We start from the raw sequence: 13,302 nt of genomic DNA, 5'->3' as shown, positions 1-13,302 counted from the left end.
TTAGACACTGACTAACAATTGGAGGGGCAGTTCTTTAATATAGACCCAGCTTTAATAATTTTGGGAAAGAGCTATTCCTTTCCTGCCTGAATTAAAGTAAACCAATCGTTACCGTTGAACTTTCCAGAAACTTTGTATATTGGCTGATAGAATCCTTTTGTATCATACATATGCGAAAGTTCGATCGAATCTATCTCAATTTGGTCTCCTTTTTTAATAATAAGATCTTCCTCCTGTACGAGTGCATTATATTTTATTTGAGGAAATTCGCCCTCTTTTATTCGTTCATACACCTCTGCAGGAGACAATATGTTTACTTCTCGTATAAACTGATTTTTATGAAGACTATAGGCTAATGAATAAACACGGCCATCTTGTTTAAGACCAAGCCCGATATCCCCAGTCCAATAATCTCTGTTTAAATCAGGACGATCCGGTAATTGCCATTCAAATTCGCCATTCTCCAGTACAGTAAATTCTGCATCTTGAGGTAGTAAAGAAAGTTCGTCCATTAATGACTTTGCCTTTTCTTCTTGCCCGGCAACTGAAGTTTGTTCGGGCGTATAATTATTCTCTGTTAACCACCATTGTCCCTCTGCATTATTTTTAACCAATGTAAATGGAATTCCGTCTTTATCTTTGACTAAAGTCTCACCATGGCTTTTATCATACTGTGCATTCGTCTCTGATAATCCTAATTTCTGTTGTAACAGGTCTTCTACGTCATCATTTTTAATCATTTTCTTATATATAGGCGCAACTGTTAGTGCTGAGCTTAATTCCAATGAAGTGGATACATCAACATCTGACATCTTCGATTTTGTATAAGCATTTATTGCCAGATGACCAAACTCCTGTTGGGCGTACACAATATTCATACCAATAAAAATGAAGCTCATTAATAGAGGGATAGCAAGGTTTCCAATCAGACTTTTCAGCTTTACCTTTTTGTTATGTACAATAGAAGTAGCTAGTCTGTATAACTGGTAGCCAATAATACCACCAAGTGAGTTATTGATTAAATCATCAAGCTCAAAAATCCCAGCTCCTGACAATGTCTGATACGTTTCAATAGACATTGTCGCACCTACAACTACTAGAAGAAGCCACTTAAACTCTTTAAATTTAGCGATAAGAAGAGGCAAGAACATTCCTAGTGGCACAAACATTAATATATTAAATAGGCAATTTTGGAGATCACGTAAAGAGTATTTTTTCCATGCGTCAATATAGCCACTGAATGGTTGAAGATTCATCTGCATGTAATGTGAAGTGCCGCGTCCAATAACCGTTAGCTCCAACACAAAAACAATATATCCGATAAAGATTGCGCCAAGAAGAAGCTGCTTTAGAGGAATCTGTTTTTGGTGATCTGATTGTCGTTTTCGATAATAAAAGAAATAGAGTGCGATCAGTAAAAATTCAATGCCAATAATAATGATTACTGGCAGCATCAAAAATTTAATATTACTAATGATTTCTGTAATTCCCAAGATGTCATACTCCTTTTCTGGTGATGATTTTCAAACGTTACATGTCAGTAATGTCGACCTTTATTATTGTAAATGGAAATTATTAATAATTAGAGAGAATATTTATGAAGATTTCTTAAGAAAAGGGAAAGCCCAAGCACGCAATTATCTTGTGCTTGGGCAGTTACTTTGTAAGATATACTTATTTTCACCTAAGAAATTAGTAGGTGCTGTATTAAACATTCTTGTGGCAATTCGCAGAAATGACACCATAGACATATCGCCTTTAAACTAAATTATTTCTTGATAGTCCATAAAATTTTTCTCATTGCTTTCTTAAATGAAATACACGTATGGCTGTTTTTATAAATCGAATTAATGTATAAACAAAAATACAATAATAGGAATCATTAATGATGGCAGAAGATTTAAGGTATTACATTTTTTAATGCCCAGAATACTTAAACCAGATGCTAATATTAATATACCTCCTATAATCGTCAATTCATTTAGAAGATCATTATTTATGGAATGCTCCATTAAACTAGCAACTAAATAGATGGAACCTTGCCATACAAATAACACTATCCCTGAAATAGCGATCCCAATACCAAAAGTAGTAGCTAAAACAATCGAAGTAATTCCATCCAATATGCCATTTGTAAGCAGATACGTATAATCTTTATTTAACGCAGCCTCTATAGGGCCTAATATAGATAATGAACCAATGCAAAATAATAAGATAGCAGTCGATAATCCTTCAGCTAAATTACCCTTAGAATATTTATTAACGAGCGCATTAAATTTTGACTCCAAATTAAGTTTTTGACCAAGCAATCCGCCTATGGCTAAACTTACAATAAAAAGTACCGGATATTTACTGGAAGGTAAATGTTGAACTAATGCATTTATTCCTAGTCCCATAGCTGCTAATCCCATAGCCTGCATGAGGATATGATGATATTCATCCTTAATCCCATTTTTAAAAATGCTTCCAACAATGCTTCCCGCTATTATCATCATTGTATTAAATATTGTTCCAAACATTATTATTTCTCCTTTTAAAAATTGTTCTTTAGTAAAAAAATAAACCCTCCGGTAAGGGGAGGGTCAATACTTTATTGGGATTTGTATTTCTGTCAAATAGTCTTCTTTACTCCCAGAAATATAATGGTCAATTATTGTTCTTTCAATGGAGTCTCCGATAACTTGGAAACCGTTCTCTTTAATAAAATTCAGCAGAGATTTATAATGTTCGGGAGAATGGTTATGATTTCCATTATAATAAATACATGCATACTTTCCTTCTGGAAGAGTTGTCACTAAAGGACTTTGAATATCATCTTCCTCGACTAAAATAAATATCGAGTTATATTCATTGAACTTGTTATTAAATATATTGCGCATACTTACTGTTAGACCCACGCCTCCAATAAATATAGAAGAATTCATATTAGACAAATTCTCTAATTGTCGCAGAGAAACTTCTAGTTGAGGTTCTGAACAGATTTTTTCTAGTAACCTTACGATCTTTCTCTCTTTTTTTTCCTTTATGAATGGAATTTCCAATTCTTTTATTTCTTGTGCTAATGTAATATCCTTAATTCGATCTCGAAACTTATTGTTAATTCGTTCCAGTTCTTTAATCTTTTCTTCCGTTAATCGTTTCTGTTCTTCTAAGAGATGTAAAAAACCGTCGATATCCCTGTGATCCAGATGTCCCTTGATTTCCTTTAATGAAAAACCTAATTCTTTTAAATAATTTATAGTATTCAATTGCTCAAATTGTTCAGTTGAATAGTATCTATAGCTGTTGTTTCTATCTGTAAAAAGAGGTTTTAATAAATCAATTTCATCATAATATCTAAGGGTTTTTATGGTTGTATTATGAAGCTTAGCCATTTCTCCAATTGAAAATCTATTCTTCATTTTAAATCTTCCTTTAAAAAATTTAATAGTATTACTATGATACTTGATTATGCCCATAAGCCCAATCAAATTTAAATAACAATTTTTTAAAAAGAATTGATTAAAAATTCGACATCTAACCTCGAAGACCATACAGGTATTTCAGTGCTAAATCAAGTGAACACGTTTGACTAAAAGCTTTAGAGTTACTATGACTTTAAGCCCAACTTAGCTTTGTCTAAATTAAAAGAAGATCTGCAGCATGCCAAGCGTATGCTGCTTTTTGTTTGAAACTGAATAGGGTGAATGGAACTTGCGAGATACTTCCCAATTTTGCAACGGTCTGAAAAACTTTAATTTTAGCAAATCCATATCAATCGCTCCTTATGCGAAATAACTCTTAGCCATCAATAATATTGATACCAATTATCATTTTTCTGTATTATTTCATATAACAAAAGAGGGATATACTTTAAGTATTCAAGATTTAATTGGAGGTGATAATAATTAAACGCAGTCACTTCTAAAAATACTATAAAAACAAGCAATTTTTGAATACAAGAGGAGAGACACAAAATGCCATTATTGCGTTTTGATTTAGTTGAAGGAAGAGACGAAGAAACGCTAAAAAAATTATTGGATTCAGCTCACAGTGCGATGGTGGAAGCTTTCCAAGTACCTGAAAGTGATCGTTATCAAATAGTTCATCAGCACCCTTTACATGAGTTGAAAATCGAGGATACAGGACTAGGATTTAAGAGAAGTGAAAATCTTGTAATAATTAGTATTGTTAGTAAAAAAAGAACTGTAAAACAAAAAGAAAAACTATACACCCTTTTAGCACATAAACTTGAGGCTGATTGTAGAATTTCTCCACTGGATTTAATTGTTTCTATAACAGAGAATACGGATGCTGATTGGAGCTTTGGACTCGGAGAAGCACAGTTTCTGACAGGTTCACTATAGTTAGGTTTACTTTTATATCGAATGCTTTCTTAATTGAATTGAAACGAAATATGGAATAAGCGGGGTGTGAATATGTTAACGAATGAAATAACAGAATTTTTACAAATTGAGTACCCAATTATACAAGCTCCAATGGCTGGTGGAATAACAACTTCAACATTAGTTGCTGAGGTTTCAAAGGCTGGAGGACTAGGGATGATTGGTGCCGGATATATGACACCTAATCAAATGAGAGAACAAATTAGAGAAATTAAGCTAGTAACATCGAGACCTTTTGGTATTAATCTATTCGTTCCTACCGAATTTAATGTTGTAGAGAATAAGGTGAAATCTAAAGCAGCTAACCAGTTCTTAAACCCTATACGTGATCAACTAAATTTACCTCATAAAAATGACTTTGACATTTCTGCAATTAATAATGCGCATGAAACATTTAATGATCAAATTAAGATTGTAATAGAAGAAAAGGTATCTATTTGTTCTTTTACTTTCGGTATTCCTTCTAAAGATGTTATTACTGAATTGAAACAACATAACATTACTCTGGTAGGGACAGCAACAACGGTTAGAGAAGCAATGGAAAATGAAAAAGCTGGAATGGATATTGTAGTTGTTCAAGGAAGTGAAGCGGGTGGTCATCGAGGGAACTTTATGGATAGTTATCAGGAGAGTTTAATTGGCCTAATGTCTCTTATCCCGCAGGTTGTTGATAATGTAAGGATTCCTGTTATTGCTGCTGGAGGAATTATGGATGGAAGGGGCTTAATGGCTTCCATTTGCCTTGGGGCGAAAGGTGTACAAATGGGGACAGCATTCTTGACCTGTGTTGAAAGTGGGGCACATCAGGTATATAAAGAAGCAGTTCTTAATGCTAAAGAAGACCAGACTGTATTAACGCGTTCATTTTCAGGTAAATGGGCAAGAGGAATTAAAAATGAATTTATCTTAGAAATGAGAAAACATGAAGCAAGTTTACCTGATTTTCCTGTTCAGAATATATTAACTCAAGATATTAGAAAAGCGTCTGCTACACAAGGCCAACAAGATTTCATGTCTCTTTGGTCTGGCCAAAGTCCAAGACTAGCGAAAAACCAAACTGTTGAAACATTAATCAAAAATATCATTGCTGAGGCTGAAAAAATACTATTTTAATTAGATTTCTAATAGGTGAATTTTTATTATAAAAGATAACTAAATACTTCTCCTAACTTGCAGACTAATCATATGTTACTCATTCATTAAAAAGCCCTCTCTACAGTTATGTAGAAAGGGCTTTTATTGATGTGAAATGATAATAAAAAATATATTGAATAAGCCAATCGTGCGGCTATTACATTCGATTGCTCCTGCTCCTCAATGTTAGCAGCCAACATTGCACTGATGTTGATAATCGTCCAGTACAAAGTAGAAGACATAGTTTAAAAGCGAAAGGAGGGATAAAGGGACGAGTTATAGACCTTTGGGGAGACATTTAAATATAGAAAGTATAAAAAAGAGCTACTTCAAGGATATCGATCTTTGAAGTAGCTCTTAATTCTATTTTTTTCAAAGCAAAGGAATATGGCATCACGACGTCCTTGTTAAAGTCAAGGAAATTGACATCCAAACATGTATAGGTAAATGTCATGTTTTAAATGTTGTATAGTATCCTGTATTCTTTCCCAAAATACTATTAAATAGAGAGGTCCTAATTTTTATCTTTAATTATCCAATTGTTGTGAATGATATCTTGAAGAACGTTTTTCAGTTGTATAAATTGCTGCTCTGAGATATTCGATTGTTTCATTACTTGACGAGATACTTCAGGCAACTTACGACGAACATTATTGCCTTCCTTTGTTAAATATATTTGCATTTGCCGCTCGTCATCCTTGGAACGCTCACGACAAATATAACCTTTTGTCTCTAATTTTTTTAGTAACGGTGTTAATGTACCTGAATCTAAAAATAAACGTTGACCTAATTCTTTCACGGTTATTTGTTCGTTTTCTTCTAAAGCTAATAGGGTGATATAACCTGTATAAGTTAAATCATATGGCTTCAATAATAATGTGTAATGTCTAATGATTTCTTTTGATGTTGCATACAAAAGAAAGCATAGTTGATTATCTAAATGATTAGGCATAAAAATCCCCTCTTAAAGTTCTTCTACTAACATTTATATTAAAAATAAAGTTCCTACTTGTCAAACGCAATTAAATTGTGTACAATTCAATTTGTAAAAATTAAATTGTGCACAATTTAAAATACTAATATAGATATGGGGTTTTCGATGATGAAAGAATTATACTCAACTACAATGATTAATAATGGTGGGCGTAGTGGCACATCATATGCAGAGGATCAATCACTATCTTTAAAAATTGCACCACCCGGCTCAAAATTAGACAATGTTACAAACCCAGAACAATTATTTGCTGCAGGTTATAGTGCCTGCTTTAATAGTGCATTAGATTTAATTAAACGCCAAAAAAAGCTTAAAAACGAATCAACGATTAAAGTAACAGTTAAATTAATGGAACAAGCTGCTTTTGACTATGTGCTTGCTGTTGTTATCGAAGGACATATTGAAGGATTAGCATTGGAAGAAGCACAGGAATTATTAGAGTTAACTCATACTGTTTGTCCATATTCAAAAGCAACAATGGGAAATATCAATGTAACAATTAAAGCAGTTTAAATTTTTTTCGAAAAAGAGGGAGATTACATGTCATCAACTACACCAGTAAAACAGATTATGCAGGCGCGTAAATCGGTTCGTAAATACAATGCTAAAACTAAAATATCTCGTGAAACAATAGGACAGCTACTACAAGATGCTATTTCAGCTCCTTCTTCGAGTAATATGCAACCATGGCGATTTATCGTCATTGATGATAAGGAAATTCAAAAGAATATTAATTTCTTTTCATTTAATCAAGAGCAAATAGAAACAGCCTCTGCCATTATCGCTGTCATTGGAGATATTGAGATGTATATAAACGCTGAGGAGATCTATGCAAAAAATGTGGAGCTAGGTTATATGCCAGAAGAAATTGCCAAAAAGCTTGCCCAAGACGCATTAGCAATGTATGGTTCAGCTTCTGCAAAAACATTAGAAAACATAGTACATTTTGATGCTGGGTTAGTGTCTATGCAAATAATGTTATTGGCGAAAGAAATGGGTTATGATACAGTTCCGATGGGTGGTTTTGATAAAACTAAGTTTGCTGAGTACATGGAATTACCTGCAAATGAAATACCTATATTATTATTAGCAATTGGTGAAGCAGCAGCACCAGCCTATGGTTCTTCACGTCTTCCAATTGATCGCCTAGTAAGATTCAATAAATAATTTTAGACTTATTTTTGTACTAGTATAAAAAGTAGTTCAATTTAAAACGACTGTCCATAACCGATCTTTTTGGACTGACTTAAAATATGAGACAAATAAGAACACCTTACGTTGAATAACAAAAATCAACGTAAGGTGTTTTTCTTATGTGACAGGGGTGAGCGAGAAAAAAAGAGATTGATTTGAGATTATTCGCTAGGCTAGTACAAGTTTCAAAGGGAAGGAAAGTCAGAATTCATATTCATATTACTTTTTCCCTTATTTCGGGTAATAGGAAGGCGAATATTGTTTAACTATGTTCAACAATCGGGCCAGGTTGTTGAGGAACTCTTGTATTGCGTAGTAGACTAGTACTCCGCAACAAAGGTAACCCACGATAGAGCGCAGAAATCTCTAATCGTATGTTGTCCTCATTGAGATTAAGTGCGCTTGTATTTGCCACTTACAAGATATAATTACTTGACTATATAGTTACTATAGAGCATAAGATTTTTATGAAATCTATTATTAGGATAGAATAAAGGTGTTAGATAATCTAAATTTAAGACCCTTAGAGAGGGAAGTTTTAAAATATGTTTATAAATTAAACAATGATTCTAAGATCATGTCATATTGGTTTGAAGAACCTTATGAATCTTTTGTAGAGCTACAAGATTTATTTGAAAAACATATCCATAATCAAAGTGAGAGACGATTTATTGTTGTAGATGAAAAGAACATTATCGGACTCGTAGAACTAATGGATAGTTAGTTTATTATACATACTAACAGCAATATAAACTGTGATATTCGGTAAATTCATAATTAGCTAATAGCTTAAGATTGATTAGAGGGTTTAGTGTCAGTTTCCTGACCACTCCATTTAATTCAAAGAGAATATCAACAATGTTTGTAATATGGAGGAAGTTAAACAATGTTTGAAACAAAAGTTATATCGAAAGAATCAAAAGATCTACACCATGTAATTGAGCTTTATAAAAATTCATTCCCTGTCAAGGAACAAAGGAATATTGATATCATATTTTTTGATAAGACAGGTATGATAGAGGTACTTGCATTCTATGACAAGAATCATTTTTGTGGGTTTGCTTGTACGCTAATACACCTAGATATTTGCTACACAATATATCTAGCTATCGAGGATGCATTGAGGGGAAAAGGATATGGTTCTATAGTGCTTAAAGAGATAGCCTTAAGGTATCCAGATAAACGTATTTTATTAGACATTGAAGTGGAAGATGAAAATGCTCACAACAATATAGAGAGAATTAAACGCAAAAATTTCTATTTGAAAAATGGATATAATGAATTACAAATATATAGTAATTGGAGAGACGTTAAGTTTGAGGCATTATCGCTCAATGGCTATATTTCCGACAAAGAATATAATGATTTTTGGTTATACATTGAAACAAACACTCAAGGACTGGTATAACTACATACAATTTTCTATCTAAGAGTTAATGGAATAGCAACAGATTTTAGATAAATTCGTTAAATAGTGATTCCAGATTTATTGGGTTACTTTATTGATTTAAAAGACCTTACAATAAGGCATATTATAAATTATGGAATCAATAGTGTTGTAGCGTTCTATGAAAAACATTACACCTTTTTACCACTAGGATTTGAATACACAGGTCTGTCCATGATCATTTTAATATAGTTTAATATCCGCCCCAACTATACAAAAAAGTTTAGATATGATCGATAATTTTCCTTTCCAGCGTAATGAACTAACTGAGAAATAGTTAATCCCGATGGAATAAATATGATTGGCAGGAAATATTTTGCTGACATAAAATAGATTTTAAAAAGACGTTCAAACATTATACGATGCAGGAGATATCCATGGGGGTTTCAGAAACCAAATTCGAGTTAAATGGAATAATAATCGCTTGAACATACACTTGAGTATCTAGGGGAGAACATGTACTAGCATTTAATGACAAATTGGAAATGCGTTACAAATAAGGATGCGTGTCTCAGATTTGGGTTCAGACTGTAGTTTTATAAAAGAGTTTGATCATTTAAAACAAAGATTGATCATAAATAATAAAGTTTATCTGAAAAATCATGATATGCAAGCTTTTTTTTCGACAATCGGGCCAGATTGTTGAGGAACGTTCTCAATAAAATTGGATATTTTTGTTGAATTCTAGAGGAAGATTGTGAAGTTTCTCACTTAAACTAACGGAGCAGTGGAGCAAATAAAAGCAAGCCAGATAGGCCTTTGCAAGTTTGCATAATAAAGTGAGAGTCGACCGCAAATGAAAAGAGTCGACTCTTTTTTTGTTTTAGAGGAAGCTCAATTAATTGTCAATCTCAATAAATTTTTTCCCAAGTATACGATCTATATGGAGATGGCGTGACATAAAGAGAATTGTCCCTTTTAACAAATGTGATATATGCTTCACCCTTCTCTACGGATGATACCCATTTGTACTCCTCTCGAAGAGTACCTTTACCTGATAATACTCCAGGACCACCCAATATTTTGATTACTTCATCATAAGTCATGCCTTCTTTAATAGTAGCAGTACTCTCGGCTGTAACATTTGAATAGCTTAATATGGGTAGATCCTTTCCTTTATATATCATCATATTTAGATAATTTGTTTTAATGGGCCCTGATATTATAATTTCATTGACGCCATCACGGAAAGCTACTGGAGCTCCAAATAAGTCCACACTAGGCTTTCTAGCAAAAAGATAATCAAGGTCGATAGAATTAAAATGATCAGCATCAAGGGCTAGAAATTTCTCATAATGGACTGTAGGCTTACCAAAATCCCTCACCTTACGCAATTCTTTATTATAAACAGCCTTTTCAAAATCAGATGGGATTAAGTTCACGCCTAAACTAGAAATATATATATCTGTGTTTTGGTAATCCCAACGGACATCTATACCAAGCAATTCCCCTAAAAATCTTAAAGGGACTACAGTTCTTCCATTAATAATCTGACTAGGTACATCTAATTGAATATGCTCTACATCTTCTGGGCCGTGGTTATTCAAATAAGAACTTGAAGTTTTAGTAGCCGTTTTTTGACCAATTGGTAAGATAACAGTGTAGTTAGTGTTTTCGATAGAGTAAATAATAGTGACTATTTTCTTCTTTGAATCCCATTTTACAACATTGCCTAAATATTCAGATACAAATCGTAGTGGCACAAGAGTTCGCCCATTTTTTATTGTAGGTTTTGGATCCACTACCACTTCTTTAGTGTTTACAAATACTTTAATAGTGTCGTTAGCACTAGCAGTATTATGAGATGTAAACAAAAGAGTTGCCGTAACAAAAGCTATTAAAACAAAATTTAATCTTTTAAACATCTTTCGCTCCTTCTAAATCATAATTTATTCTAAACCCCTCTAATAAGAGTTGTTCAAAAAAATAATACAGCCTTTTATCGTCTTTAATCTACAAAACCTATGATCTAAAAAGGATTATACAATAAATTATAGCTAACGGAGCAGCTTAGTTGAAAGAGGAAAAAATTTCATATAAAAAATAAGGCAATACATTGTTAAGATTTGATAGGTAAAGTATTCTACTAACGGTGCAGTGGTGGAAAAAATTATATATATGAAATAAGGCAATAGGTAATATATTATTAATATTTTATATTTCAAACATTCTATGGATGAATTTCCATAACAAGGGGATACGGTTTAAATATTTATATTTAGGAAGGGTAAAAATGAAGCGTTATATTAAAAACTATACATAATGCGAATTCATTATTTAAGTTATCCTATACACACTAGACTTCGTACATTATTTTTTATTTGAAAAAGAGGTGAATTAAATGTCAATAGTCGTAACGTTTGCAGAAATATGTATACCAATTTTTTATCTTTATCAAGTTATCTTTTATTTCTTTTTCAGGAAAAAAGAAAGAACCTAAAGAATCTTCTCTAAAGCATTATAAATTTGCCTGTGGGATGAATTTCTTGATTTTTTTCGCGACTATTCCAGTAGCTTTTATAATGGGTGTTTTGGGAAATGATAGCGGAGATTACGGGATGATTTCATTTCTTTTAAGTTTTTCATTCATCTCTGGTTTACCATTTCTATTCTTCATTTGGTCATTAAGAGATTTTCTGATTTTACATAAAGAAGCAGCGAATAGATACTTAGACTGATGAAAATTGCATTCAACAACAGACAGCTTTTGGAGGTCGATAAACAAAAAAGTACATCACTCAAATAGTTATATTTATAAGTGATGTACTAATTATTTAAAATAATGCGTGACATTAAAGACAACCTCTTATTGGGCATTAGAAAAATCGAGAAAGAATTCATCCAAATTACGATGCTAATGCAATTATTGACTGGTTAAACAATGGAAGATTTAAAAACTGAATAATCATACTTGAAAAAGGCAGTTACTATTACTAATAACTTAGGTTGTAAATTATAGTTTTACAAGGTGGGGCAACAACCAATAAAATAAGCCCGGGGGATATAAATATGAAAAAATTAGGAACTCTATACTTTTTCTGTGGAAAAATGGGAGCAGGAAAATCAACTAAATCAAAACAATTGGCTATAGAAAAACATGCAGTACTGTTATCTGAGGATGAATGGCTTTCATCTCTTTATCCCAATCAGATTACATCATTTGAAGACTATCTAAAATTCTCAGCGCAGCTCAAGCCAATGGTGAAAAAGCATGTCCAAAACATATTAAGTGTTGGTACAGATGTAGTGATGGATTTTCCAGGTAACACTCAAAAACAGCGAAAGTGGTTTTTGGATATAGCATCTGAGGCCAATGCAAACCATCAACTAATTTTCCTTAATTTAAATAATGAGCAATGCTTACGACAAATTGCACAAAGGCGTAACGAACAACCCGAAAGAGCAGCTTTTGACACGGAAACGACGTTTGTTCATGTTACTAAATTTTTTGAAGCACCAGAAGCATCCGAGGGTTTAAATATTTTAGAGTTTAGTGGAAAAGAATAACAAGGAGTTCAACACATCATACCGTGGTATATATGGGAAAATAAAAAACCTACTGATTAATTCAGTAGGTTTCAGACTGTAGACAAATTCAAAAAATTTGAGAGTTTGCCTATAGTCTTTTTTCTTTTACAATGAAATAAAGTAAAGCCGTTGATTTCCACTACGGGCGGACGCTTTCCGCGGGCGGGGTCGAGCTGCTTCCCTCGCTCCGCTCAGTCCAGGATCTCGACTTTCCAGCTTTTCCCGCAGGAGTCGCCGCCCTTCGTTCCAATCAACTTCTACATAAAGAACTCCATATTCATATGTTTATGAAAAGTAAATTTTCGAGGTGTTTAACCATGATGACGAAGAATCAAATCAATGAACGTGAACAATTAGAAATGTTAACGATTGATCAATTGGTACCTGAAGATCATTTAGTACGAAAACTAGAGGCTGCTATTGATTTTTCTTTTATATATCCATTAGTAGAAAACTTCTATTCAGCTTATGGACGTCCAAGTATTGATCCTGTCGTTCTCTTTAAAATGACGTTTATTCAATATGTCTTTGGCATTCGCTCCATGCGTCAAACCATCAAAGAAATCGAAACGAATATGGCGTATCGGTGGTTTTTAGGATTTGGTTTCCATACAGAAGTC

Annotated in this window: 12 protein-coding genes and 1 pseudogene; 8 read left to right on the top strand and 5 right to left on the bottom strand. The window is 33.0% G+C overall.

Features of this window, described 5'->3' with window-relative positions; all coding sequences use genetic code 11:
* Positions 1 to 71: 71 nt before the first annotated feature.
* From AO843_RS17985 to AO843_RS17975, 3 genes are all read right to left on the bottom strand, one after another.
* A complete protein-coding gene (locus AO843_RS17985; RefSeq protein WP_054612470.1) occupies positions 72 to 1,493 on the bottom strand; it encodes a VanZ family protein in 1,422 nt (473 codons plus the stop codon).
* Positions 1,494 to 1,847: 354 nt separating this feature from the next.
* Entirely contained in the window at positions 1,848 to 2,519 is a 672-nt protein-coding gene (locus AO843_RS17980; protein WP_054612469.1) for a DUF554 domain-containing protein, read from the bottom strand.
* Positions 2,520 to 2,582: 63 nt separating this feature from the next.
* Positions 2,583 to 3,401, bottom strand: a complete 819-nt coding sequence (locus AO843_RS17975; RefSeq protein ID WP_054612468.1) for a MerR family transcriptional regulator — start codon at positions 3,399 to 3,401, stop codon at positions 2,583 to 2,585.
* A 555-nt stretch (positions 3,402 to 3,956) separates the two neighbouring features.
* On the opposite strand from AO843_RS17975, the gene AO843_RS17970 reads away from it, so the two are divergent.
* Positions 3,957 to 4,346, top strand: a complete 390-nt coding sequence (locus AO843_RS17970) for a tautomerase family protein (protein WP_054612467.1) — start codon at positions 3,957 to 3,959, stop codon at positions 4,344 to 4,346.
* Between the two features lie 72 nt (positions 4,347 to 4,418).
* A complete protein-coding gene (locus tag AO843_RS17965; protein WP_054612466.1) occupies positions 4,419 to 5,498 on the top strand; it encodes an NAD(P)H-dependent flavin oxidoreductase in 1,080 nt (359 codons plus the stop codon).
* 535 nt (positions 5,499 to 6,033) lie between these two features.
* Here the strand turns inward: AO843_RS17965 and AO843_RS17960 are convergent.
* On the bottom strand, positions 6,034 to 6,471 hold the full coding sequence (locus AO843_RS17960) for a MarR family winged helix-turn-helix transcriptional regulator (RefSeq protein ID WP_054612465.1): 438 nt from the start codon (positions 6,469 to 6,471) through the stop codon (positions 6,034 to 6,036).
* A gap of 150 nt (positions 6,472 to 6,621) precedes the next feature.
* Here AO843_RS17960 and AO843_RS17955 point away from each other — a divergent pair, with 150 nt between their 5' ends.
* The 4 genes and pseudogenes from AO843_RS17955 (at position 6,622) to AO843_RS17940 (ending at position 9,115) form a co-directional block, all read left to right on the top strand.
* The gene (locus tag AO843_RS17955; protein WP_054612464.1) at positions 6,622 to 7,026 is read left to right on the top strand and encodes an Ohr family peroxiredoxin; all 405 of its coding nucleotides are present in this window, start codon (positions 6,622 to 6,624) and stop codon (positions 7,024 to 7,026) included.
* A gap of 27 nt (positions 7,027 to 7,053) precedes the next feature.
* Positions 7,054 to 7,680, top strand: coding sequence for a nitroreductase family protein (locus AO843_RS17950; protein ID WP_054612463.1), 627 nt, complete (start codon positions 7,054 to 7,056; stop codon positions 7,678 to 7,680).
* A gap of 523 nt (positions 7,681 to 8,203) precedes the next feature.
* A pseudogene (locus tag AO843_RS17945) lies at positions 8,204 to 8,425 on the top strand (spermidine acetyltransferase); the annotation flags it as partial.
* Positions 8,426 to 8,593: 168 nt separating this feature from the next.
* Positions 8,594 to 9,115, top strand: coding sequence for a GNAT family N-acetyltransferase (locus AO843_RS17940; protein WP_054612462.1), 522 nt, complete (start codon positions 8,594 to 8,596; stop codon positions 9,113 to 9,115).
* Between the two features lie 890 nt (positions 9,116 to 10,005).
* On the opposite strand, the gene AO843_RS17935 is transcribed toward AO843_RS17940, so the two are convergent.
* Complete coding sequence (locus AO843_RS17935; RefSeq protein WP_054612461.1) at positions 10,006 to 11,019, bottom strand: copper amine oxidase N-terminal domain-containing protein; 1,014 nt, start codon at positions 11,017 to 11,019, stop codon at positions 10,006 to 10,008.
* Positions 11,020 to 12,163: 1,144 nt separating this feature from the next.
* Between AO843_RS17935 and AO843_RS17925 the strand changes: the two genes are divergently transcribed.
* Both AO843_RS17925 and AO843_RS17920 read left to right on the top strand, forming a co-directional pair.
* On the top strand, positions 12,164 to 12,661 hold the full coding sequence (locus AO843_RS17925) for a P-loop nucleotide/nucleoside kinase family protein (RefSeq protein ID WP_054612459.1): 498 nt from the start codon (positions 12,164 to 12,166) through the stop codon (positions 12,659 to 12,661).
* A 338-nt stretch (positions 12,662 to 12,999) separates the two neighbouring features.
* Positions 13,000 to 13,302: transposase (locus tag AO843_RS17920; RefSeq protein ID WP_197278955.1), on the top strand; the 303-nt coding region annotated here is incomplete at its 3' end.

The organism is Lysinibacillus sp. ZYM-1 (assembly GCF_001308875.1).
Lineage (GTDB): Bacteria > Bacillota > Bacilli > Bacillales_A > Planococcaceae > Lysinibacillus.
Note: the sequence above shows the minus strand (reverse complement) of the source record. Positions and strands in the feature narration are given on the sequence as shown.

What these genes read in the sequence shown, in the direction of transcription:
- AO843_RS17955 (WP_054612464.1), top strand. Translation starts at nt 6,622, where the DNA reads ATGAAAGAATTATACTCAACTACAATGATTAATAATGGTGGGCGTAGT.
- AO843_RS17965 (WP_054612466.1), top strand. Translation starts at nt 4,419, where the DNA reads ATGTTAACGAATGAAATAACAGAATTTTTACAAATTGAGTACCCAATT.
- AO843_RS17925 (WP_054612459.1), top strand. Translation starts at nt 12,164, where the DNA reads ATGAAAAAATTAGGAACTCTATACTTTTTCTGTGGAAAAATGGGAGCA.
- AO843_RS17960 (WP_054612465.1), bottom strand. Translation starts at nt 6,471, where the DNA reads ATGCCTAATCATTTAGATAATCAACTATGCTTTCTTTTGTATGCAACA.
- AO843_RS17975 (WP_054612468.1), bottom strand. Translation starts at nt 3,401, where the DNA reads ATGAAGAATAGATTTTCAATTGGAGAAATGGCTAAGCTTCATAATACA.
- AO843_RS17940 (WP_054612462.1), top strand. Translation starts at nt 8,594, where the DNA reads ATGTTTGAAACAAAAGTTATATCGAAAGAATCAAAAGATCTACACCAT.
- AO843_RS17935 (WP_054612461.1), bottom strand. Translation starts at nt 11,019, where the DNA reads ATGTTTAAAAGATTAAATTTTGTTTTAATAGCTTTTGTTACGGCAACT.
- AO843_RS17980 (WP_054612469.1), bottom strand. Translation starts at nt 2,519, where the DNA reads ATGTTTGGAACAATATTTAATACAATGATGATAATAGCGGGAAGCATT.
- AO843_RS17970 (WP_054612467.1), top strand. Translation starts at nt 3,957, where the DNA reads ATGCCATTATTGCGTTTTGATTTAGTTGAAGGAAGAGACGAAGAAACG.
- AO843_RS17950 (WP_054612463.1), top strand. Translation starts at nt 7,054, where the DNA reads ATGTCATCAACTACACCAGTAAAACAGATTATGCAGGCGCGTAAATCG.